This is a genomic window from Streptomyces sp. BBFR51, assembly GCF_044591655.1.
Classification (GTDB): Bacteria; Actinomycetota; Actinomycetes; order Streptomycetales; family Streptomycetaceae; genus Streptomyces.
Window position 1 is genome coordinate 8838494 of the sequence record NZ_CP172448.1, and the last position, 24050, is coordinate 8862543.

Annotated in this window: 8 protein-coding genes and 1 pseudogene; 1 reads left to right on the forward strand and 8 read right to left on the reverse strand. The window is 73.0% G+C overall.

Translation table 11 applies throughout. The annotated features are described in order from the left end of the window. Nucleotides 1-55: 55 nt before the first annotated feature. From ACGH7X_RS39900 to ACGH7X_RS39935, 8 genes and pseudogenes are all read right to left on the reverse strand, one after another. A complete protein-coding gene (locus ACGH7X_RS39900; protein ID WP_399895689.1) occupies nt 56-4963 on the reverse strand; it encodes a type I polyketide synthase in 4908 nt (1635 codons plus the stop codon). Further along, entirely contained in the window at nt 4963-14235 is a 9273-nt protein-coding gene (locus tag ACGH7X_RS39905) for an SDR family NAD(P)-dependent oxidoreductase (RefSeq protein WP_399895692.1), read from the reverse strand. Before ACGH7X_RS39905 ends, ACGH7X_RS39900 begins: the two co-directional genes overlap by 1 nt. A gap of 146 nt (nt 14236-14381) precedes the next feature. Further along, nucleotides 14382-15809, reverse strand: coding sequence for an FAD-dependent monooxygenase (locus ACGH7X_RS39910; protein WP_399895694.1), 1428 nt, complete (start codon nt 15807-15809; stop codon nt 14382-14384). Continuing rightward, a complete protein-coding gene (locus ACGH7X_RS39915; protein ID WP_399895697.1) occupies nt 15806-17002 on the reverse strand; it encodes a DUF993 family protein in 1197 nt (398 codons plus the stop codon). The genes ACGH7X_RS39910 and ACGH7X_RS39915 overlap by 4 nt, the downstream gene beginning before the upstream one ends. Nucleotides 17003-17290: 288 nt before the next feature. After that, nucleotides 17291-18874: an MFS transporter gene (locus tag ACGH7X_RS39920; RefSeq protein WP_399895700.1), complete on the reverse strand. Its 1584-nt coding sequence runs from the start codon at nt 18872-18874 to the stop codon at nt 17291-17293. Nucleotides 18875-19017: 143 nt separating this feature from the next. Next, a complete protein-coding gene (locus ACGH7X_RS39925; protein WP_399895702.1) occupies nt 19018-20289 on the reverse strand; it encodes an LLM class flavin-dependent oxidoreductase in 1272 nt (423 codons plus the stop codon). A gap of 93 nt (nt 20290-20382) precedes the next feature. Then, complete coding sequence (locus ACGH7X_RS39930; RefSeq protein ID WP_399895704.1) at nt 20383-20913, reverse strand: flavin reductase family protein; 531 nt, start codon at nt 20911-20913, stop codon at nt 20383-20385. A 19-nt stretch (nt 20914-20932) separates the two neighbouring features. After that, a pseudogene (locus ACGH7X_RS39935) lies at nt 20933-22252 on the reverse strand (type I polyketide synthase); the annotation flags it as partial. Nucleotides 22253-22506: 254 nt separating this feature from the next. Between ACGH7X_RS39935 and ACGH7X_RS39940 the strand changes: the two are divergent. Further along, nucleotides 22507-24045, forward strand: a complete 1539-nt coding sequence (locus ACGH7X_RS39940) for an AMP-binding protein (RefSeq protein WP_399895707.1) — start codon at nt 22507-22509, stop codon at nt 24043-24045. Nucleotides 24046-24050 lie beyond the last annotated feature (5 nt).

The window sequence follows — 24050 nt, forward strand, 5'->3', positions numbered from 1 at the left end:
GGGTGGGACGCTTTCAACTGATCTTCCTCGGCGTCTCTCGAGAAACGGCCGAACCTCAGGAGAGGCCGAGTTCCAGGTCGATGAAGGCGAGGACGTCTTCGGCGGACGCGGCGTCGAGCGTCTCCTCGATGCCCTTGGCCGGCCCTTCGGCGGAGGCCGGTCCGTCGGTCGCGCTTCCTCGCTTGTCCAGGCGGGCGGCGAGGCGGCCGAGCCGGGCCGCGATGCCGTGGTCCTCCGCCTCCTGAGGGGACAGGGAGGTCAACGTCAGTTCGAGCCGGTCGAGTTCGGCGAGCAGACTCAGTGCCTGGCCGCCGCGGTCCCGGCAGAGCTGCTCGTGCAGGTGCTCTGCCACGGCCGCGGGGGACGTGTGGTCGAACACCAGAGTGGCGGGCAGCGGGTGGCCGGTGGCCGCCGTCAGCCGGTTGCGCAGATCGGTGGCGGCGACCGAGTCGAGCCCCAGGTCGGTGAAGGCCCGGCCGGGGTCGAGGTCGGTGGAGCGCGCGTAGCCGAGCAGGGCGGCCACATGGCTGCGGACGAGGTCCGAGAGGGTGCGGGCCTGCTGGGCGGGCGGCATCTGGGCCAGTTGCTCCTCCAGACCCGCTCCGGTCCCGCTCTCGACCGAGGTGGCCGTCCCGGGGCCGTCGACGAGGGCGGCGCGGGCCTCGGGGACGCCGTCGAGCAGGGGCCTGGGCCGGGCCGCCGCGTAGACGGGGGCGAAGCGGGACCAGTCGATGTCGGCCACCACCGGGTGGCTGTCGCCGTGGTCGAGGATCCTGCGCAGGGCGCGCAGCGCGGGCCGCGGGTCCATCGGAGGGGCACCGAGGCGTCGCATCACGCCGGTGATCTCCTCGTCGACCATGCCGCCGGCCCAGGAACCCCAGGCGATGGAGGTGGCCGTACGGCCCTGGGCGAGGCGTCGGGCGGCGAGGGCGTCGAGGGAGGAGTTCGCGGCCGCGTAGGCGGCCTGCCCTGCGCTGCCCCAGACGGCGGCGCCGGAGGAGAACATCAGGAACGCGTCGAGGGGGCGGTCGCCGAGGAGTTCGTCCAGGTGGAGGGCGCCGAGCACCTTGGCGCGGCCGACCTCCGCGCATTCCTCGACCGTCAGTTCACTCGCGGGTGCCAGACGCTGGAGCACGCCCGCGGCGTGCACGACCGTGGTGAGCGGCTGGTCCTCGGGTACGGCGTCCAGCAGGGCGGCCAGTTGTGCACGGTCGGCGACGTCGCAGGCGGCGATCGTGACGCGGGCACCGCGGGCGGTGAGGTCGGCTTCGAGGTCGGCGGCGCCTTCGGCGCGGGTGCCGCGGCGGCTGGTGAGCAGAAGGTGTTCGGCGCCGAGGTCGGCCAGCTCCTTGGCGACGAGTGCGCCGAGCCCGCCGGTTCCTCCGGTGATGAGAACGGTTCCGCGGGGCCGCCAGGCGCGTGGTGCGGGCGTGTCCCCGAGGGCAGCGCGGACCATGCGCCGGGAGAGGAGGCCGTGTTCGCGAATCGCGAGCTGGTCCTCGTCCCCGGCTCCGGTCAGGGCCGTGGTGAGCTGGTGTGCGGCTTCCTCGTCGAGGGTGGCGGGCAGGTCCACCAGGCCGCCGAAGGTGTCGGGGTGGTCCAGGGAGAGTCCGAGGCCAAGCCCCCAGACCTGGGCCTGGTGGGGGTCGACGGTCTCGGTAACCGCGGTGGCGGCGACCGCGCCGCGGGTGGCGACCCACAGGGGGGTGTCGGCGCCGAGGTCGGTGAGGGCCTGGGCGAGGGTGAGGGTGGTGGCGGCGGCGAGGGACAGTGACGGATGGTCGACGTGGGCGCGGTCGTCGAGGGCGAGCAGGCAGAGGACGCCCGCCGCCCGGGTGACGTCGGCGTCGGTGAGCCGTGCGGCGAGGGCGGTGCGGTCCAGGTCGGCCGTCTCGACGACGGTGACGACGTCGGCGCCCCGGTCGGCGAGGGCCTGGGCGATCCTGGGGATCCAGGTGTCGTGGGCTCGTCCGGCGGGCACGACGAGCAGCCAGGTGCCGTCGGCCCGTGCGGTGGTGTCCGCGGCGACGGGCCGCCAGGTGACGCGGTAGCGCCAGGAGTCCGCGGTCAGGTCCTCACGCCGGTCGTTGCGCCAGGCGGTCATGGCGGGGAGTACCTGGCCCAGGGCGTCGGCGTCGACACCGAGCCGATCGGCGAGCACGGGGAGTTCGTCGTCGCGCAGGGTGTCCAGGGCGTTCCAGGACTCGGTGTCCGCGGCATCGGCGGGGGCCGCCGAGGGAGCCGCGGTGCCGGTGGCGGTCGCGGTCTCGTCCATCCAGTACCAGGTGTGCTGGAAGGCGTAGGTCGGCAGCTCGGTGCGCCGGGCTCCGAGGGGGCCGTAGTAGGCGTGCCAGTCGACGGGTACGCCGCGGGTGTGCAGACGGCCGATGGCGGCGGTGAGTTCGCGCTGCTCGGAGCGGTCCCGGCGCAGCAGCGGTACAAAGGCGGTGTCCTCTGTGCCGGTGAGGCACTCGGGTCCGGTGGCGGACAGGGCGGCGTCCGGTCCGAGTTCGACGAACGTGGTGACGCCCTGGCTCTCCAGGCGGGTGATGCCGTCGGCGAACCGGACCGAGGCGCGGACGTGCCGGACCCAGTAGTCCGGGGTGCCGAGTTCGTCCGCGGTGTGAGCACCGGCTGCGGTCGGGACTACCGGGATGGCGGGCTCGCCGAACGACAGGCTTTCCGCGACCGCACGGAAGTCGTCCAGCATCGGCTCCATCAACGGCGAGTGGAAGGCGTGCGACACCTTCAGCCGGTTCGTCTTACGGCCTTCAGCGGTGAAGTGCTCCACCACCGCGGATACCGCGCGTTCCGCGCCCGACACCACGACCGACATCGGGCCGTTGACCGCCGCCACCGACACGTCGTCCGTCAGCAGGGGCAGGACTTCCGCTTCCGTGGCCTGCACGGCTGCCATCGCACCGCCCGACGGCAACGCCTGCATCAACCGGCCCCGCGCCACCACCAGACGCGCAGCGTCCTCCAGCGAGAACACACCCGCGACGTGAGCGGCCGCCAGCTCCCCGATCGAGTGTCCGGCCAGGTAGTCGGGCCGCACCCCCCACGACTCCACCAACCGGAACAACGCCACCTCAACCGCAAACAACGCGGGCTGAGCAAACTCCGTACGGTTCAGGGCCTCGGGGTCATCGCCCCACACCACATCACGCAGCGACACCCCCTCAAGGTGCTCGTCCACCGCGGTCACTACCGCGTCGAACGCCCCAGCGAACACCCCGAACGCCTCATACAAACCACGGCCCATCCCCAACCGCTGCGCACCCTGCCCCGTGAACACAAACGCCGTCCTGCCGTCGGAGAGGGCGTCGGTGGTGAGTGCGGTGTGCGGCAGACCCTGTGCCAGCGCGTCGAGCGCCTGGTCGAGTTCCGCGTGGTCGGCGGCCGTGACGCAGGCGCGTCGGCGCAGTGCGGCGCGGGTGGTGGCGAGGGAGAGGCCGAGGTCGGGCAGGGGGATGTCCTGTGCGGCGGCGCGCAGGCGGGCGGCCTGATCGGCGAGGGCCGCATCGGTGTGGCCGGACAGCAGCAGTGGCACCGGCCCCGGTACGGCGTGCGGCGGTTGCTCCGGCTGCTGCGTTTCCGGGGCTTCGGGGGCCTCTTCCACGATGACGTGTGCGTTGGTGCCGCTCATGCCGAACGAGGACACGCCGGCGCGACGGGGGTGGCCGAGGCGCGGCCACGGGCGGGCCTCGGCGAGCAGTTCGATTCCGCCGGCGGTCCAGTCGACCTCGTGGGTCGGCTCGGCTATGTGCAGTGACTTGGGCAGCACGCCGTGCCGCATGGCCTGCACCATCTTGATGACTCCACCGACACCGGCGGCGGCCTGGGCGTGGCCGATGTTCGACTTGAAGGAACCCAGTCGCAGGGGCTGACTCTCGGGCCGGTCCTGCCCGTAGGTCGCCAGCAGGGCCTGTGCCTCGATCGGATCGCCCAGCACGGTGCCGGTGCCGTGTGCCTCGACGGCGTCGACCTCCTGCGCGGTCAGCTGGGCGTCGGCCAGCGCGGCCTCGATGACGCGCTGCTGGGAGGGTCCGTTGGGGGCGGACAGGCCGTTGGAGGCGCCGTCCTGGTTGACGGCGGAACCGCGCAGCACGGCGAGCACGGGGTGGCCGTTGCGGTGGGCGTCGGAGAGCTTCTCCAGCAGGAGCAGGCCCACACCCTCGCCCCAGCCGGTGCCGTCGGCGTCCGAGGAGAAGGACTTGCAGCGCCCGTCGGGTGCGAGGCCGCGGTCCTGGCTGAAGCCGACGAAGGAGGAGGGGGAGCTCATGACGGTGGCGCCGCCCGCGAGGGCCAGGGAGCACTCGCCGGCGCGCAGGGCGCGGGCCGCCAGGTGCAGGGCGACCAGCGAGGAGGAGCAGGCGGTGTCGACGGTGACGGCCGGGCCCTCCAGGCCGAGGACGTAGGAGATGCGTCCGGAGGCGACGCTGGCCATGCTTCCGGTGCCGCCGTCGCCGTAGTCGTGGTAGACGATGCCGGTGTAGACGCCCGTGTCGGTGTGTGCCAGGGAGTCCGGGGCGATCCCGGCGCGCTCGAGCACCTCCCAGGCGGTTTCCAGCAGCAGGCGTTGCTGCGGGTCGGTCTCGCGGGCCTCGCGCGGGCTCATCTTGAAGAAGTCCGCGTCGAATTCGCCGGCGTCGAGCAGGAATCCCCCTTCGCGGGCGTACGACTTGCCGGGGGTGGCCGGCCGGGGGTCGTACAGGCCCGCCGTGTCCCAGCCGCGGTTCTCCGGCAGGCGGGTGATGCCGTCGCGGCCCTCCTCGACCATGGCCCACAGGTCGTCGGGCGTGCCGATGCCGCCCGGGAAGCGGCAGCCCATCGAGACCACGGCGATCGGCTCGTGGTCCCTGGCCTCGATCTCGCGCAGTCGCCGCCTGCTCTGCTGCAGGTCGGTCGTGGCGCGCTTGAGGTAGTCGCGAAGCTTGTCCTCGTTGCCCATGGCACTCATCAACCAATCTCAAGGTCGTCCAAGGCCTGGAAAAGCTGGTCGTCCGTGGCCGTCGCGAACTCGTCGTCTTCTTCGGGTGCGGAGCCGCCCGTGGTGTCCTGCCACTTGCGCAGGAGCGCCTCCAGGCGGGCGGTGATGCGGCCGGCGTGCGCGCCGGTCGGCTCGGTCGCCGCGAGGGCGGCCTCCAGACGTTCGGCCTCGTCCAGTACGGGCCGGGCCGGGTCGGTGTCGGCGGGGGCGAACGCGCCCGCGAGGTACACCGCGGCGGCGTGGCAGCTCGGGTGGTCGAAGACCAGCGTCGCGGGCAGCCGCAGGCCGGTGACGCCGCTGAGCCGCTTGCGCAGGTCGACGGCGGCCATGGAGTCGAAGCCGAGTTCCTGGAAGGCCCGCCCGGGGTCGACGGCGTCGGCGCCGGTGTGGCCCAGTACCGTCGCCACCTGTTCGCGGACCACGGCGAGCAGGGTGCGTTCGCGTTCCTCGGTGGTGAGCGGTTCCAGCCGCTGCGCAAGGGTGCGGGCGCTCGCCGCGGTGCCGCCGCCCCCAGGGGTGCGCACCACGGAGCGCAGGGGGTACGGGAGTTCTTCGGGCCGGGTGCGCAGCGCGGCCCGGTCCAGTCGCAGCGCGGTCAGGGCGACGGCGTCCCGCGTCAGTGCCGCGTCGAGCAGTGCGAGGCCCTCCGGTGTGGTCAGGGCGGGCAACCCGGGGCGGTCCTGGGCGGTGCTGGAGCCGGGCAGGTCCCATGGGCCGTGCGCGAAGGACAGCGCCGGCAGTCCCTGGGCGTGCCGGTGGCGGGCGAGGGCGTCGAAGGCGGTGTTCGTGTAGCCGGTGCCGGCCTGGCCCACGCCGTCGAGGAGGGCCGCGGCGGAGGAGACGAGGACGAAGGCGGCGAGGTCCGCGGTGCGGGTGGCCCGGTGGAGGTGCCATGCGGCCCGGTCGTCGCGGGTCGCCTCGGTCAGGTCGCCGGCGTTCAGCGCGGCGAAGGTGCGGCCGTCGGCCGGTCCGGCGGTGTGGACGACCGCGGTCAGCGGGTGCTCGGCGTCGATGCCGGCGACGAGGGCGTCGACGGCTTCGGCGTCGGTGAGGTCGACCGTCCGCAGGGTGAGGTGCGCGTCGAGACCGGCGAGCGTGTCGGGCGCGGGTCCGGTGTCCTGCGGGCAGGCCAGCAGCAGGTGGCGTACGCCGTGTTCGGTGATCAGGTGCCGGGCGAGGACACCGGTCGCGACGGTTCCGGTGACCAGGACGGTGCCGTCCGGGTTCCAGGCGGCCGGGGCGGTGGCGGCCGGCGCCGGGGTCAGCCGTGGCACGGACACGGCGCCGTCGCGCAGGTGGGTCTCCGGTTCGCCGGTGTCCGCGATCCGGGCCAGGGCCGCGGGCAGACCTGTCAGGGATGCGGCGGAGTCGTCCAGGTGCAGGACGGACAGCGCGCAGCCGCTCTCGGCGCGTCCCGCGCGGACCAGGGAGAGGATCTGGCCCTCGGCGGCGCTGTGGCCCCGGGTGACGACGGTCAGTGGGAGGGCGCCCAGTCGTTCGTCGGCGGTCCACCGGTGCAGCAGGCCCAGTACGGCCTCGGCCGAGTGCGCGGCGTGGACGACCAGGTCGGGGGCCTCGGCCCCGGCGTCGAGGGCGGTGCGCAGCGCGTCGGGCCCGGCGTGCCGCGGGACGTCGCCGGGCAGATCCGGTGCGTCGGGGCCGAGCAGCACCAGCCGGGGGGTCCGCGTCGGGGTGGGGGCGGTGGCGGACTGCGGTCCGTACGTGAAGAGCGCCTGGTGTGCCAGGTCCTGGCCGGCGGTCAGCTCAGCCGTGGTGACGGTTCGGGCCGTCACGCGTTCCACCAGGAGGACGGGCCGTCCGTCGGGGTCGGTGGCGGCGAGGGTGGTGCCGTCGCCGTCCTGGGCCGGTGCCGCGTGGACGCGCAGGGTGCGGGCGCCGCTGGTGTAGAGGGTCACGCCCTCCCAGACCGTGTCGAGGGTGGCCGGGGTGCCGGCGAGTAGGCGTCCGGTGTGGCGGGCGCCGTCCAGCAGGGCGGGGTGCAGGGTGAACCGTTCGGCGTCGGTGGATTGCGCGGGCAGGTCGATCTCGGCGTACAGGTCGGCGCCCCGTTGCCAGGCGGCGCGCAGGGTCTGGAACGCGGGCCCGTAGCCGTGGCCCAGGTCGAGCAGCCGGCCGTAGGCGCCGGTGACGTCCAGTGCGGTGGTGCCGGCGGGCGGCCAGGTGTCCGGGGCCGCGGGCGCGGTGGCCGTGTCGGGTGCCGTGGTGCCGGTGGCGTGCCGCCGCCACGCGTCGTGGGGTTCCTGGCCGGTGCGGGAGTGCACGGCGATCGGGCGGGCGCCGGAGGCGTCCGCGGCGCCGACGGTGACGCGGAGATCGACGCCGTGCCGGTCGGGCAGGGTGAGCGGGGTCTCGACGGTGAGACGCCTCAGGCCCGCGCCGCCGGCGCGGTGTGCGGCCTGGAGGGCGAGCTCGGCCAGGGCGGCGCCGGGGAGCGCCACGGTGCCGAGCAGGTCGTGGTCGGCGAGCCAGGTGTGGGTCGCGGTGTCGAGCCGTCCGGTGAACACGGCCCCGCCCGTTTCGGGGAGTTCGACGAGGGCGGGCAGCAGGGGGTGGCCCGCGTTCGCCTGGCCGACGGAGGTGACGTCGTCGGCTCCGGGGACGGAGTCGAGCCAGTAGCGGCGCCGCTGGAAGGGGTAGGGGGGCAGCGGGATGCGGCTCGGAACATGGGCCGCGTAGCGGGCGGACCAGTCGACGGGGACGCCGCGCAGGGCCGCCCGGCCCACGGCGTCGGTCAATGCGTGCCGTTCCTCGCGGTCGCGGCGCAGCGTCGGCAGGAAGACGAGGTCGCGGCCGCCGGGGGCACGGTCCTGGGTCCGGGCGGTGCCCATGGAGGAGAGCACGGCGTCGGGGCCGAGCTCGAGGCAGGTGGTGACCTGTTCGTCGGCGAGGGTGTCGAGGACGTCGTGGAACCGCACGGTGCCGCGGACGTGGCGCACCCAGTAGTCGGGATCGGCCAGTTCCTGTCCGGTGGCGAGCCGGCCGGTGAGGCCGGAGACCACCGGGATCCGCGGCTCCTGGTAGGTGATCTTGCCGGCGACCTGGCGGAACTCCTCCAGCATCGGGTCCATGAGCGGGGAGTGGAAGGCGTGGCTGACGCGCAGCCGGCTGGTCCGGCGGCCCTGTGCGGCGAAGTGACCGGCCAGGGCCAGGGCCTCGTCCTCGACGCCGGAGACCACCACGGCGGACGGGCCGTTGACCGCGGCCAGGGACATGCCGCCGGTGAGCAGGGGCAGCACCTCCTCCTCGGTGGCGTCCACGGCGATCATGGCGCCGCCGGCGGGCAGCCGCTGGATCAGCCGGCCGCGGGCGGCGACGAGCGCGGCCACGTCGTCGAGGCCGAGGACGCCGGCGGCGCGGGCGGCGGCCAGCTCGCCCACGGAGTGCCCCGCGACGTAGTCCGGGGTGACGCCCCAGGACTCGAGGAGGCGGAACAGGGCGATCTCGACGGTGAAGAGTGCGGGCTGGGCGTACTCGGTGCGCTCCAGGTCCTTGGGGTCGCTCCCCCACATGACGTCGAGCAGCGGGCGCGGCAGGTGCGGGGCGAACGCCTCGGCGGCCGCGTCGACGGCGCGGGCGAAGACCGGGTGGGCGGTGTGGAGTTCGCGTCCCATGCCGATGCGCTGGGAGCCCTGGCCGGTGAACAGGAACGCGGTGGGCCCGGGTTCGGCGGCGGGGCCGTCGGCCGCCGCCGGGCGGGCCGCCGTATCGCGCAGCGCGGTGGCCAGTTCGGCGAGTTCCTCCCCGGTGACGACGGTCCGGTGGGCGAGTGCCGGTCGGGCGGCGAGGCTGAAGGCCACGTCCACGGGCCGCAGGGCGGGCCGTTCGGTGACGTGGTCGGCGAGCCGGCGGGCCTGCTCGGCGAGGGCGTCGGGGTCCGCGGCGGACAGGAGCCAGCTGACGGGGCCGCAGTCCTGCTCGGCCGGGGTGTCCGGCTGTCGCGGTTCCTCGTCGGGTACGTGCTCGATGATGACGTGGGCGTTGGTGCCGCTGATGCCGAAGGACGAGATACCGGCCCGGCGCGGGCGGTCTTCACCGGGCCACTCTCGCCGCTCGGTCAGCAGCCGGACGGCGCCGGCCTCCCAGTCGACCTGCGCCGAGGGTGCGTCGACGTGGAGGGTGGCCGGCAGGACGCCGTGCCGCATGGCCTCGACCGTCTTGATGACGCCCGCGACACCGGCGGCGGCCTGGGTGTGCCCGATGTTGGACTTCACCGAGCCGAGCCACAGCGGCTGTGCAGCGTCCCGGCCCTGTCCGTATGTCGCCATCAGGGCTTGGGCCTCGATGGGGTCGCCGAGCCGGGTGCCGGTGCCGTGCGCCTCGACGGCGTCGACGTCGGCGGCGTCCAGCCCGGCGGCGGTCAGCGCCTGGCGGATGACCCGCTGCTGGGAGGGGCCGTTGGGGGCGGTCAGTCCGTTGGAGGCGCCGTCCTGGTTGACGGCGGAGCCCTTGATCACGGCAAGGACCTGGTGGCCGTTGCGGCGGGCGTCGGAGAGCTTCTCCAGCAGGAGCAGGCCCGCGCCCTCGGAGAAGCCGGTGCCGTCGGCGGCGTCGGCGAAGGACTTGCAGCGTCCGTCGGCGGCGAGCCCTCGCTGGCGCCCGAACTCGACCAGGACCCCCGGAGTGGCCATCACGGTGACGCCGCCGACCAGGGCGAGTGAGCATTCGCCCGAGCGCAGGGCCTGCCCGGCCAGGTGCACGGCGACGAGTGAGGAGGAGCAGGCAGTGTCGACGGTGACGGCGGGGCCTTCGAGGCCGTAGTGGTAGGCGAGGCGGCCGGAGATGATCGAGCCGGCCGCGCCGCTGTCGGCGTAGTCGTGGTACATCACGCCGGCGAACACTCCGGCGGCGGTGCCGCGGAGTGTGCCGGGGTCGATGCCGGCCCGCTCGAACAGCTGCCAGGAGGTTTCCAGCAGCAGGCGCTGCTGCGGGTCCATGGCGAGGGCTTCGTTGGGGCTGACCCCGAAAAAGCCGGCGTCGAACTCGGCGGCGTCGGGGAGAAACCCGCCGGAGCGGGTGTAGGTCCTGCCGGGCTCACCGGGTTCGGGGTGGTACAGCTCCTCGATGTTCCAGCCGCGGTCCTCGGGGAAGCGGCCGATGGCGTCCGTGCCCTCGGCGACCAGCCGCCACAGGTCTTCGGGCGAGGTGACACCGCCGGGGAACCGGCACGCCATCGACACGATCGCGAGGGGTTCGTCCTCGGCCGCGCCGATGGCCGCCCGGGCCGCCGGGACGGTGGAACCGGTGATCGTCGTGTCCAGGTGCTGGGCGAGGGTCCGTGAGGTGGGGTAGTCGAAGATCAGGGTGGGCGGCAGCCGGAGCCCGGTCGCGGCGCCGGCCCGGTTGCGCAGTTCGACGGCCGTCAGGGAGTCGAAGCCGAGTTCCTTGAAGGCCCGGTCGGGGGCGACGGCTTCGACGCTGCCGTGACCGAGGACCTCGGCAACCAGGCGGCGCACCAGTTCCAGTACGGTCCGCGTGCGTTCGGCGGCGGGCAGGGCGGCCAGTCGTTGCGCGAACGTGGCGTCCTGTGACGTGTTCCTCGCCGCCTGTCGCAGGGGTACGCGGACGAGTCCGCGCAGCAGGGCGGGCAGTTCGCCGGCGGCCGCGGTGGCACGCAGGGCCGTCAGGTCCAGGTTGATCAGGACCTGGTGTGCGCGGGCGGTGCCGGGAGAACGCAGCGCCGCGTCGAGCAGGGCCAGTCCCTCCTCGGCGGCGAGCGGCGGGAAGCCGTGCCGGGTGAGGCGCGCGACCGCGCTGTCGTCGAGGTGACCGGTCATGCCGGTGCCGTCGGCCCACAGACCCCAGGCCAGGGAGGCGGCGGGCAGTCCGGCGGCTTCGCGGTGCGCCGCGAGCGCGTCGAGGAAGGCGTTGGCGGCCGCGTAGTTGGCCTGCCCGGCGGAGCCGAAGGTGCCCGCGACGGAGGAGAACAGCACGAAGGCGTCGAGCGGTGTGTCCCGGGTGAGCCGGTGCAGGTGCCAGGCGGCGTCGGCCTTGGCGCGCAGGACGCTGTCCAGGCGCTGCGGGGTGAGGGAGTCCACCAGTCCGTCGTCGAGGACGCCGGCGGCGTGGACGACGGCGGTGAGGGGGTGCTCGGGGTCGATGCCCGCCAGCAGGACGGCGAGCGCCTCCCGGTCGGCGACGTCACAGGCCACCAGCTCCACCACGGCACCCAGACCGGCCAGCTCCGCCCGCAACTCCGACGCACCGGGAGCATCCGCACCCCGCCGACTCGTCAGCAGCAGATGACGCACCCCGTACTCGACCACCAGATGCCGCGCCACCAACGCACCCAGACCACCCGTACCACCCGTCACCAACACCGTCCCACCCTCGGCGAACGCGACAGACCCCTCCCCTGCGGCGGCGGCGTGCAGGCGGGGGACGAGGATGCCGGTGTCGCGCAGGGCGAGTTCGGGCTCGTCGCTGGCGACGGCGGCGGTGAGGGCGCCGGGGTCCGGGGAGCCGTCGCTGTCCACGAGCAGGAACCTGCCGGGGTGTTCGGCCTGGACGGAGCGCAGCAGCGCCCACACAGGGGCTTGTGCGAGAGCGGCGGGAACGTCGTCGACGGTGACGGCGCCGGTGGTGAGGACGACGAGCCGGGCGTCGGCGAAGCGCTGGTCGGCGAGCCAGGTCTGGACGAGCTCCAGGGTGTGGGCGGTGGTCCGTCGCACCGCGGCAGGCGGGTCCTCGGCGTCCGCGACGGCGGGAGCGGCGGCCAGGGCGAAGACATGTCCGAGGGGGGAGCCGGCGTCGGTGCTGTCGGCGAGTTCGGTGAGGGAGGCGTGCAGGGGGCAGCCGAGCGCGGCGGCGAGCGCGGCGGAGGCGGGGCCGGTGCCGACGACGGCCCGGGGGCCGGGCGGCAGCTCGCCGTCCGCCGCCGCGAGGGCCGTCCAGCGCACGGTGTGCGGCAGTGGTTCGTGCCCGCCGGAGGCGGCGGTCAGCTGCTCCTGGGAGACGGGGCGGCCCGCCAGCGCGTCGACGCTCAGCACCAGCCGGCCCGACTGGTCGGCGGCGGTCAGGCCGAGGGTTCCGGACTCGGTTGGGGTGATCCGGACGCGGAGCGAGACGGCGCCGGCCGCGTGCAGGCAGACCCCGGTCCACGCGAAGGGGAGGACGGTGTCCGTGGACCGGTCGTCCTCGGTGACGAGTCCCGCGTGCAGCGCGGAGTCCAGCAGGGCGGGGTGCAGGCCGAAGAGGGCCGCCTCGGCGTGTGCCTGCTCGTCGAGTTCGGCCTCGGCGTACAGGGTCTCGCCCTGCCGCCACAGTGCCCTCAGGCCCTGGAACACCGGACCGTAGGCGTATCCACGGGCCAGCAGCCGGTCGTAGGCCCCGTCGAGCGGGACGGCCTGGGCGTCCTTCGGGGGCCAGGTCCGCAGGTCGGCGGGGGCGGCCGGGGTACCGGACGGCTCCAGTTCACCGGTGGCGTGCACCGTCCAGAGGTCGCCGCCGGCCTCGGGGCGGGACTGCACGGTGACCGGGCGGCCGCCCGCGTCGCCGGGCGGGCCGACCGTCACCTGGAGCTGGACCCAGCCCTCGCCCGGCAGCACCAGCGGCGTGTGCAGCGTCAGTTCGCGTACCTGAGCGGTGTCGGTCTGCAGGCCGGCGCACAGTGCCAGGTCCAGGAACGCGGTGCCGGGCACCAGGGTGGCTCCCAGTGCCTCGTGGTCGGCGAGCCACGGGTGCGAGGACAGCGAGACCCGTCCGGTCAGCACCGTCTCCCCGGTGGCCGCGGAGGTGACGGCGGCGCCGAGCATCGGGTGCGTGGTGCTGTCGAGCCCGGCGGCGCCGACGTCACCCGAGCCGCCGGTGGAGTCGATCCAGAAGCGGCGGGTCTGGAAGGCGTAGGTCGGCAGGTCGGTGACCCGGGCGCCCGTTCTGTCGAAGAGGTCGGCCCAGCGCACGGGCGCGCCGGCGAGGGAGGCCTCCGCGAGGGACGCGGTGAAGTGCGCGGGGCCGCCCTTGTCCCGGCGCAGGGAGCCGACGGCGGCGGCCTGCGCTCCGGCCGACTCGATGGTCTCGTGCAGGGCCGTGCGCAGTACGGGGTGCGGACTGGACTCGACGAACAGGTCGAAGCCGTCGGCGAGCAGGGCGCGCGTGGCGTCCTCGAAGCGGACGGTGCCGCGCAGGTTGGTGAACCAGTACGTGCCGTCCAGCGCGGCGGTGTCGATGAGGGAGCCCGTCACGGTGGAGTAGAAGGGGATCCGTGAAGGGCGGGGTGCGACGGGCGCCAGGATGGTGTGGAGCCGGTCCTTGAGTGCTTCGACGTAGTGCGAGTGGGAGGCGTAGTCCACGCGGATCTTGCGTGCCTGGACGCCCTGCGCGGTGAGGGCCTCGTGGACCTCGTCGAGGGCGGCGATCTCCCCGGCGACGATCGTGGAGCCGGGGCCGTTGACTGCGGCGAGCTGCACCCGGCCCGTCCACGGGGTCAGTCGCTCCCGGGTGTCGGAGGCGGGCAGGGGGACGGACATCATCCCGCCCTGCCCGGCGAGTTCCTCGGCGATGAGCCGGCTGCGCAGGGCCACGACGCGGGCGCCGTCCTCCAGGGTGAGCGCGCCGGCCACCACGGCGGCGGCGATCTCGCCCTGGGAGTGCCCGACGACCGCCCCCGGCTCAACGCCGTGGGAGCGCCAGAGCTCGGCCAGGGAGATCATGACCGCCCACAGCACGGGCTGCACGACGTCGACGCGGTCGAGGGTGGGGGCGTCCGGCTCGCCGCGCAGCACGGCGTGGAGGTCCCAGTCGGTGAAGGCGCTCAGGGCCTCGGCGCACTCGCCGATCCTGGTGGCGAACACCGGGTAGGCGTCGATGAGTTCGACGGCCATGCCGGGCCACTGAGAGCCCTGGCCGGGGAAGACGAGGACGGTGCCCGCGCTCCGGGCGGCGACCGGTCCGGCGACGACGTCGCCGCCGAGACCGTCCCCGGCGAACGCGTCCAGGCCGGCGATCAGGCTGTCGCGGTCGGTGCCGAGCACCACGGCGCGGTGGCCGAGGGCGGCGCGGGTGGTCACCAGTGACAGGCCGATGTCCGCCGCGGAGGCGGGCTCGTCGTCCGGCGCGGACGAGGAGACGAAGGTGTGGAGCCTGCGGGCCTGGGCGCGCAGGGCGGCCGGACCGGCCGCGTGGATCACCCACGGGATGACGGCCGGACCGCGGGGCGTCCCGCCCGGGACGCCATGGTCCCCCGATTCCCGCTCGGAAAAGGAGAATTTCTGGTCGCCACTCATGCGGGACACCCTCCTGATGAATGTTCGCGGCTTTATGAACGCCGTGACGGCACCCATCGGGTGCCGTCACTTCGACGCTATTTCGCCGTCCTTGGGGAGCCAACCCTTAAAAGGAAAGGCGGGCCCCCTATCGAGTTCGGCCGGTATCACTGGGGGTGGGACACGGGTACCGCGGCCGGGTCCTCGATCAGGCTCCCGAAGCCGGGGAACTGCGCGATCGCCTGCTCCGCGGTCAGGGCCGGCCGGCGCGGTCCGCGCAGGACGCGCCACAGGTAGCCGAGCGAGGCCATCCGGGTCGGCGGGGCGATGAAGGTGCCGACCGAGAAGGTGGTGTTGCTGACCGTCCGGTCCCGGGCGGCCACCTGTGAGATACGCGCACCGAACCAGGTCTGGAACTTCTCGGCGCGCACCGGGAGAGTGGACTCGGCGCCGGGGAACAGCACGTCGTTGCCGGCGGAGCTCTGCCAGGCGAAGGCGACGATCTTCGCGATGCCCTTGTGCACCCGTCGGCCCAGGTCCGGGGTGAGTCCGGTGCGCCGCAGTTCGGCCCGCAGCACCAGGGCGCTCCGGGCCGACACGGTCATGCCGGTCCCGTAGGTCGGGTTGAGCGCCGCGAAGGCGTCGCCCATGACGAGGAACCCCTCGGGCAGGGGTGCCTTCTCGTAGTGCCGCCAGCGGTTGTGCATGCCGCGGTAGGAGCGGATCCCGGTGAGCGGTGTCGCCTTGGCCAGCAGCCTGGCGATGACCGGATGGTCCCAGTCCCCGCTGTAGGTGGCGAAGTCCTTCTCGTCCGTGGGCGGTTCGCCGCCCTTGGAACCGAACTGGGTGACGATCCACTTGCCGCCCTCGTTGGGCAGCAGTGCCACGCCGCGCCCGGGCCGGCCGGTGCCCTGCTGGACCTGGATCATCACGCCGGGGAAGTCCTCCGGCGTGTCGGCGGGGGCCCGGTACCACCGGCTCGCGTACGCGAACCCGGCGTCGACCTTGTCCTCCTTGACCGCCGGGACACCGAGTTCCTCGAGCCACTGCGGGGTGCGGGCGCCCCGGCCGGTGGCGTCCACGACGATGTCGGCGGGCAGTGTCTCCTCGGACGCCTCGGCGTCGGCGGCCCGCCCCTCGCGTTCGACCCGGACGCCGGTGACGCGCTGGGCGTCGCCCACCAGGCCGACGACCTTGGTGCTCTGCCGGACCGTCAGCTTGGGGTTGCGCAGTGCCTGTCCGCGTACGACATGGTCGAGCGCGGCGCGGCTCATCAGCAGCAGCCAGGTGTCGGTGGGGTTGCGCTCGAACCAGTCGCGGGGGCCCCGGGTCAGGATGTCGTGGGGCAGCCCGCGCTGCTGGGCACCGGCGGCGCGCAGCAGGTCGGTGGTCCCGGGCAGCAGTTCGTCGAGAGCGTCCGCGCCGCCCTTCATGAACAGGTGGTTGTGGTGGCCCTGCGGCAGCCCGCGGCGTGCCTCGGGCTCGTCCGGGTACTGATCGCCTTCGACGACGACGACCTCGTCGACGTGGTCGGCCAGCACACCGGCGGCCAGGAGGCCCGCCATGCCGCCGCCCAGGACGACCGCCGCGGTCACTGCTCGATTCCGTACGTGCCGAGGAAGGCTCGGATGCGCCGCTCGGCGAGGTCCGGGTCCGGAAGGAGGCCCAGGCCGTCGGCGAGCCGGTAGGCCTGTACGAGGTGCGGCAGCGAGCGGGCGGAGGACTCTCCCCAGACCATCTGGTAGTGGCTGGACTGGCCCTTGAGCCAGCCGAGGAAGGCCAGGCCGGTCTTGAAGAAGATGATGCTGCGGCCGGCGCCGGAGAAGAGGTGGCGCACGAGGTCCTGGGTGGGGACCAGCAGGTCGCGGGCGGCCTGGAGGTCGCCTGCCTCGGCGGCGCGCAGCGCGGCGGCGGCGACCGGGGCTATCGGGTTGAACACCGGGGTGAGGCCGTCGCTGAACCCGTGCTCGTCGCCGATGATCAGGTCCGCGTAGTTCTCGGTGTCGCTGGTGTAGAAGCGGATGCCCTCGGGGAGCCGGCGGCGGATCTCGACCTGCCGCTCGGGGGTGAGGAACAGTGCGGCGATCTTGATGCCGTCGACCTTGTCGGCGTTGTTCTTGGCGATGTCGATCAGCGCGTCCAGGGCCGCGTCGAGATCCTGGTGGCCCCAGTAGCCGGTGTGGCCGGGGTTCCAGTCGGAGGCGATCCAGTGCAGCACGGCCGGCTTGGAGACCTGGCGCAGCAGGTCGCCGTAGAACTCCGCGTAGGCCTCCGGGCCGAGGCCGAGCGGCACCAGCTGGGGGCTGCACATCAGGATGGCGGACGCGCCGACGCTCTCGACGACCTCCAACTGCTCTGCGTAGGCGCGCTTGAGTTCGTCCAGCGTGGCCGGGGCGAAGGGGTTGAGCTGGTCGGTCGAGACGGCGACGGCGAGCTTGCCGCCGACCGCCTTGGCCTCGTCCGCGGAACGGCGGATCAGTTCGACGCAGCCCGGCCAGTCCAGGCCCATCCCGCGGTGGGCGGTGTCCAGTGCCTCGGCCAGGGTGAAGCCCTGGGCCCAAAGGTCGCGGCGGACCTGGAGGGTGGCGTCCCAGTCGATCACGGGCGGCGGCGGGGGGGCCATGGGCGGGCCGAAGGGCTCGTTGGCCGCCAGCGGGTCGCCGAGGATGTGAGCGGTGGCGAGCGGGGAACGGGTGCGGAAGGGCGCGTTGTCGGCTGCGAACACGCGCGGCGCCCTGTTGGGCCGGTATTCGGTCAGCGTGCCGTCCGCCTCAGGAAGTTTCACCACGGGTTGGCTCTCCAAATCTCGATCGGACCGTCGCGGGACGTCCCGCCACTGCGCTCTCAATTCAACTGACGACGGGTCCGGCCGGACAGGGCGGCAAACCCCTGAAGAGCACGGGAACACCCCTAACAAACGCTCCCCGCGGCTCCGTTCGCCGCATGCGCTGCGAGGCCCCCACCGCGGGTGCGGTGGGGGCCTCGCCCTACGACCGGCCGCCCGAGTACGGGGGATGACTCCGGCTACCGGTGGTTGTGGGGGCCGGCCGGGAGGATTCCCGGCGCGGCGTACGGGTCAGCGGACGCGGACCGGTTCGGCGTGCTGCACCGGCTGGTCCGGGATCAGGTCCGGGTTGACCGCGTCGGGGCGGACGTTGACCTTGCGGAGGTAGATCGAGGCGAACACGGCGCCGAAGGCGAGCAGTGCCATGCAGACGTACGCGGTGGTGTGCACGCCGCTGGCGAAGGCCTCGCGGGCGGCGGCGAGCACCGTGTCGCCCAGCTTCCCGGGAAGCTGCCCGGAGACGGCGACGGCGCCGCCGAGGGTCTGCTCGACCGCCGAGGAGGCGGCGTCGGGCAGGCCGGCCGGCAGGTTCTCGGCGACCTCGTCGCGGTAGACCGCGCCGGCGATCGAGCCCATGACCGCGAGTCCGAGGGCGCCGCCGAGCTGGGCGCCGGTCTCCAGGGTCGCGGCGGCGACGCTGGCCCGCTGGGGAGGGGCGGAACCCACCAGCAGTTCGGTGGCGAGTGTCATGACGATGACCAGACCGCCGGCGAGCAGGCCCGCGGAGAGCAGGACGACCCAGAATCCGGAGTCGGGCGTCGCCAGGGTGAGCACGGCGAAGGCGGCGACGCCGATGAGGTAGCCGACGCTGACCAGCAGGCTGCGGTGCACGCCCTTCTTGAGCAGGATCGTGACGATGGGGGTGGTGACGCTGACCCCGGCGGACGGCAGCAGGCTCCACAGGCCGGCGACGAGCGGACGCATGCCGTACACCGACTGCAGGTACTGGGAGGTGAAGGCCGACATGCCGACCAGGCAGAACATCGCGATCATCTTGGTGAAGACCGGGCCGTTGATCTCGCGACGGCTCATGAGGGCGAGGTCGATCATCGGGTCCGGACGGCGCTGACGCAGGACGAAGAGGACGCCGACGGCCGCTCCGAACGCGATGGCCCCGATGACGACACCGTCCGCGCCGTTGGCCGCCCACTCCTTGATGCCGTAGATGATCGGGAGGATCGCGGCCAGGGAGAGCAGGGAGCTGACCCAGTCGAAGCGGCCGGCCCCCGGATCCTTGGACTCGGGCACCAGCAGCGGGGCGAGGATCAGCAGCAGCGCCATGAACGGCAGGTTGACGAGGAAGACCGATCCCCACCAGAAGTGCTCGAGCAGCAGACCACTCATGACGGGGCCGAGGCCGATGCCTCCGGCCAGGCCGCCGGTCCAGATGGCCACGGCCGTCTGCCGCTGCTTCTCGTCGTGGAACATGTTCCGGATCAGACCGGCCGTCGCGGGCGTCAGTACGGCGCCTCCGATGCCCAGCACTCCTCGGGCGATGATCAGCATCAACGGGCTGGAGGCATAGGCCGCGGCCACGGACGCCGCGCCGAAGGCGACCGTGCCGATGAGCAGCAGCTTGCGGCGGCCGATCCTGTCGCCGAGCCAGCCCATGGTGATCAGCATGCCGGCGAGCACGAAGCCGTAGATGTCGAAGATCCACAGCTGTTCGGTGCTGGTCGGCGAGATCTCCTCACTGATGAACGGCACCGCGAAGTACAGCACCGATACGTCCATCGAGACGAGCAGAAGCGGCAGGAGCAGCACGAAGAGTGCGATCCACTCCTTGCGCCCCGCCTTCGCGGTCACTTGAGTCATAGGGGGGATCATACACGCGTCCTATTCATACGTATAGCCCATCCGGTCGTCCGTACTATACGGGCTTCTTGTACATCCGTATAACTCTGACGGCGCGAGGGAACGGGGTCCGGTCGCAGCCGGACCCCGTTCCCTCGCGGGGCTCAGGAGTCGTTCGTCAGGAGAGCGAGCTCGTTGTCGATGACGAAGTCCGAGACGTCCCTGTCCGGCGTCTCGACCCGTCCGAGGGCCTCCTTGACGGCGACCTCCAGGCGGGCGGCCTTCTGCGCCTCGCGCTCCTCGCGCCCCTCGGTGAACTGCGGCAGCACCTCGCGCGCGAACAGCTCCAGGGACTCGGTGATGTGCTCGTGCCGGTTGCGCCCGATCTGGACCGAGAAGATGACCTGGTCCACACCGGCCGCCTCGTACTCCTTGAGCAGCTCGGTGATCTGCTCCGGCGTGCCGATACCGCGGCGCAGGGCAGTGATCTGCTCCAGCATCTGCTCCGCGCCGGGGGCCGTCGGGGCGCTACCGGGCTGCGGCAGCTCCCGGGTGAAGCCCAGCATGTCCTTGGTGGCCTGGAACTCCGACCAGATGTCGGTCACACCCGGCTGGTGCTTGCCGAAGACGAAGTAGTGCATGAGCGAGTACGAGAAGAAGTGAGCCCCCTCCAGCCCCCGGTCCAGGGCCGTCTCCCCGTCCTCGTGGCACATGAAGGGCAGCACGACCGCGAAGTTGGGGTTGACGACCCGGCCGGCCGGCCGGCACTCGTCGGACTCGATGATCGAGTAGTAGGAGTCCACCCACTCCTTGGACTGCTCGGGCGAGGAGAAGGAGAAGGACAGCGCGCCCAGCCCCAGCCGGGCGGCGTTCTCGATGGTGTCGCGCGCACTGCAGGCCAGCCACAGCGGCGGGTGGGCCTTCTGCTTGGGCTTGGGGACGACGTTGCGCGGCGGGATGTCGAAGAAGTCGCCCTTGTGCCCGGTGAACGGGGTCTCGGTCATCATGCGGACGACGACGTCGAGGGCCTCGCGCCAGTGCTCGCGCTTGGTGGTGCGCTCGACGTTGAAGGCACCGAGTTCGAGCTGGGAGCTGCCCTGGCCGGTGCCGAACTCCACCCGCCCGCCGGAAATCAGGTCCAGGGCCGCGATGCGCTCGGCGATGCGGGCCGGCGGGTTGACCGCACCCGGCATCTGCACGATGCCGTGACCCAGACGGATGTTCTTCGTGCGCTGGGAGGCGGCTGCGAGCATGACCTCGGGGGCGCCGGAGTGCGAGTACTCCTCCAGGAAGTGGTGCTCGGTGGCCCAGGCGTAGTCCAGTCCGACGCGGTCGGCCAGCTCGATCTGGTCCAGGGCCTCGTTGAACAGGCGCTCCTCGTCGCCGTCGGCCCACGGCTTGGGCAGCTGGTGGTGGTAGCTGAGCCCGAATCGCATGTGTGTGTCCTCTCCAGAACGGAACGTCACGGTAGGAAGGGGGCGCCGGCGCCCCGGAGGTCCCGGACGGGGACCGGGGCGGGCGGCCGGGGGTCAGGGGGCCGGGGCGGTGGCGGCCAGGCGGCGGAACTCCGACCCGTAGTAGAGGAGGGGCTCCCGCGTGTCACCGGCCGGTCCGGCGAGCGCCTGCACCCTGCCGATGACGATGCTGTGGTCGCCGCCCGGATGAACGGCCTCGATGCGGCAGTCGATCCAGGCGAGCACCCCGGCCAGCAGCGGGGATCCGGTGCCCGCGGCCGGGCGCCACTCCACACCGGCGAACTTGTCGGTGCCGCTGCGTGCGAAGGACCGGCACAGTGTCTCCTGGCCGGCGGCCAGGACGTTGACGCAGAAGGCGCCCGCGGAGCGGATGCGCGGCCAGGTCACGGAGGTACGCGCGACGGTGAAGGCCACCAGCGGCGGATCGAGCGAGAGGGAGGTGAAGGACTGGCAGGTGAAGCCGACCGGCCGGCCCGTGGCGGCGTCGACGGCGCTGATGACGGTGACGCCGCTGCCGAAGTGCCCGAGCACGGCCCGGAACTGGCCGGTGTCGGTCGGGACGACGGCCGTCGGGGGGTGGTGCATCTCAGACCGCCCTACTGTCGCTGCCGGCCGGTGCCTGTTCGACGATGACGTGCGCGTTGGTCCCGCTGATGCCGAAGGAGGAGACACCGGCACGGCGGGGCCGCCCCGTCTCGGGCCACGGCTGGTTCTCCGTCAGCAGCCGTACGCTGCCCGCCGCCCAGTCGACCTGGGGGGTGGGCGCGTCGACGTGCAGGGTGGCGGGCAGCACACCGTGCCGCATCGCCATGGTCATCTTGATGATCCCGGCGACCCCCGCGGCCGCCTGGGTGTGGCCGATGTTCGACTTCACGGATCCCAGCCACAACGGACGGTCCACGGGACGGTTCTGCCCGTACGTGGCGAGCAGCGCCTGCGCCTCGATCGGGTCGCCGAGCCGGGTGCCGGTGCCGTGCGCCTCGACGGCGTCCACGTCCTCGCTCTTCAGCCCGGCCTGTTGCAGCGTGCGTCGGATCAGGCGCTGCTGGGAGGGGCCGTTGGGCACGGTGATGCCGCTGGACACGCCGTCCTGGTTGGTGGCCGAGCTGCTGATCACCGACAGGATGCGACGCTTGTTGCGCACGGCGTCGGTCAGCCGCTCCAGGACGAGCACCCCCACCCCCTCGCCCCAGCCGGTGCCGTCCGCCGCCGCGGCGAACGCCTTGCAGCGGCCGTCGGCGGACAGCCCCCGCTGGGCACTGAAGTAGGTGAAGGTCTGCGGAGTCGACATCACGGTCACTCCACCCGCCAGGGCGAGCGAGCACTCGCCCGTGCGCAGGGACTGGGCGGCGGTGTGCACCGTGACCAGGGAGGAGGAGCAGGCGGTGTCCACGTTCACGGCCGGGCCCTCCAGGCCCAGCGTGAACGAGACCCGGCCGCTGACCAGGCTGCCACTGCCGTCCGCGCCCTCGTAGTCGTGGTACATCAGCCCGGCGAACACGCCGGTGCGGCTGCCCTTGAGCAGCAGCGGGTCGATCCTGGCGTGTTCCAGGGCCTCCCACGAGGCCGTCATCAGCAGCCGCTGCTGCGGGTCCAGCTCCCTGGCCTCGCGAGGGGAGATGCCGAACACCTCGGCGTCGAACTCGCCCGCGTCGTGGAGGAAGCCGCCCTCCCGGGTGATGCTCTTGCCAGGAGCGCCGGGCTCCGGGTCGTACAGGCCCGAGACGTCCCAGCCACGGTCGTCGGGGAACCGGGAGATCGCGTCGCGGCCCTCGACGACCAGCCGCCAGAACTCCTCCGGCGACGTGGCCCCCCCGGGGTAGCGGCACGCCATGCCGATCACGGCGACGGGCTCGGCCGCCGCGGCGGTCAGTTGCTCGTTCTCCCGGCGCAGACGCTCGTTGTCCAGGAGGGACTGACGCAGTGCTGTGACGACCTGGTCGACTTCCATTTGTTTGGTCCCAACCCCAGGGGATAGCTGCCCATGACCTGCCCCGCGCGGAAATCCGTCGGGCGTATGGCGGCTTCGAACGTACCGACGGGAGAACGGCCGCCCCACCCCTACACCACCCCGGCCGTACCGCTGACATTTCGCTCCGGAAAGCGCGGTCCCTCCTGTGCCCCCTAGGAACACGGTCCGGCCCGGCGCACACAAGCCCGCGTGCCTAGCCTGAAATGATGCTGCTTCATGAATTCATGTGGGCGCGGGGGCGCGCGACGCCCGACCGCCCGGCCGTGGTGGAACTGTCCGAGACCGGGGAACTGGTCTCCACCTCCTACGGCCGGCTGGCCGAACTGTCCGACACGTACGCGTCGGCGCTGGCGGAGGCCGGGCTCGGCATCGGGAACCGGGTCGTCATCGAATCGGACACCACGGCCACCGCGGTCGCCCTGCTGCTCGCCTGCTCCCGGCAAGGCATCACCTTCATCCCGGTCAGCCCGGAGACCCCCGACCAGCGGTTGCGCAACATCACCGACGCGGCCCGCCCCGCCCTGCACCTCCAGGCGCCGCGAGGCGGGCGCACCGGGCTCGCGGAGTCGATCGGCACCGCGAGGTTCGGCACGCACGGCATCACCCTCGAACGCGCCCCCCTCCCCTCGGCCCGGCCGCGCCGTGAGGTGGTGGAGACCGACACCGCGTACATGATCTTCACGTCCGGGACCACGGGCCGGCCCAAGGGCGTCGTGATGAGCCACCGGGTGACGGCGTTCTACCGCGGCATGCTCGCCGAGGGGATGGTCGGCACCGACGACCGGGTCGCCACCACGTCCCCGTTGCAGTTCGACTTCTCCCTGCTGGACATCGGGCTCGCCCTCGGCAGCGGCGCCACGCTGGTGCCCGTACCGCGCCAGGTGTTGTACTTCCCGCGCCGCTTCCTGGGCTTCCTGGAAGCGGCCAGGGTCACGCACGTCGACGGCGTGCCCTCGATCTGGCGGGCCCCCCTGCGCCACGAGCCCGAGCTGCTCGCCTCGCTGTCCACCCTCTCCGGCATCCTCTTCTGCGGGGAGGACTTCCCGCTGCCGGAGCTTCGGCGCATGCAGGAACTGCGGCCGGGCACCCGTGTCATCAACTGCTACGGCGCCACGGAGTCGATGGCCGCCTCCTTCGAGGACGTGCCCAATCCGCTGCCCGAGGACCTCCAGCGGCTGTCGATCGGGAACGCCCATCGCGGCGCGGACATGCTGCTGTTCGACGAGAACGGCTCCCTGGTCACCGAGCCGGGGGCGGTCGGCGAGATCCACCTCTACAGCCCCTCGCTCTTCACCGGATACTTCGACGACCCGGAGGCCACGGCGAGAGCCCTGGTCCCCGACCCGCTGGACCCCGCCTCCGGCAGGACCGTCTTCCGCACCGGCGACCTCGCCCACCACGGCGAGAAGGGGGAGCTGTACTTCGTGGGCCGGCGCGACTCGCAGGTGCAGATCCGCGGCAACCGGATCGAGATCGGCGAGGTGGAGCGGGCCATCGCGGAGTTCCCCGGCGTCACGTCGGTGGCCGTCCTTGCCCTGCCCCGGGCGGACGAGGAGCTCGCCCTGCACGCCTTCGTGGTACCGGCCCCGGACACCGGGACGTTCAGCGAGCCGGCCCTGGCGGCGTTCTGCAAGAAGACCCTGAACCCGTACATGGTGCCGTCCCGGTTCACGGTGCTGACGCGCCTGCCGGTCACGTCCAACGGCAAGACCGACCGCAGGGCGCTGGCCGCACAGACGGCGTAGGGATC

What these genes read in the sequence shown, in the direction of transcription:
- ACGH7X_RS39900 (WP_399895689.1), bottom strand. Translation starts at nt 4,963, where the DNA reads ATGAGTGCCATGGGCAACGAGGACAAGCTTCGCGACTACCTCAAGCGC.
- ACGH7X_RS39905 (WP_399895692.1), bottom strand. Translation starts at nt 14,235, where the DNA reads ATGAGTGGCGACCAGAAATTCTCCTTTTCCGAGCGGGAATCGGGGGAC.
- ACGH7X_RS39920 (WP_399895700.1), bottom strand. Translation starts at nt 18,874, where the DNA reads ATGACTCAAGTGACCGCGAAGGCGGGGCGCAAGGAGTGGATCGCACTC.
- ACGH7X_RS39925 (WP_399895702.1), bottom strand. Translation starts at nt 20,289, where the DNA reads ATGCGATTCGGGCTCAGCTACCACCACCAGCTGCCCAAGCCGTGGGCC.
- ACGH7X_RS39930 (WP_399895704.1), bottom strand. Translation starts at nt 20,913, where the DNA reads ATGCACCACCCCCCGACGGCCGTCGTCCCGACCGACACCGGCCAGTTC.
- ACGH7X_RS39940 (WP_399895707.1), top strand. Translation starts at nt 22,507, where the DNA reads ATGCTGCTTCATGAATTCATGTGGGCGCGGGGGCGCGCGACGCCCGAC.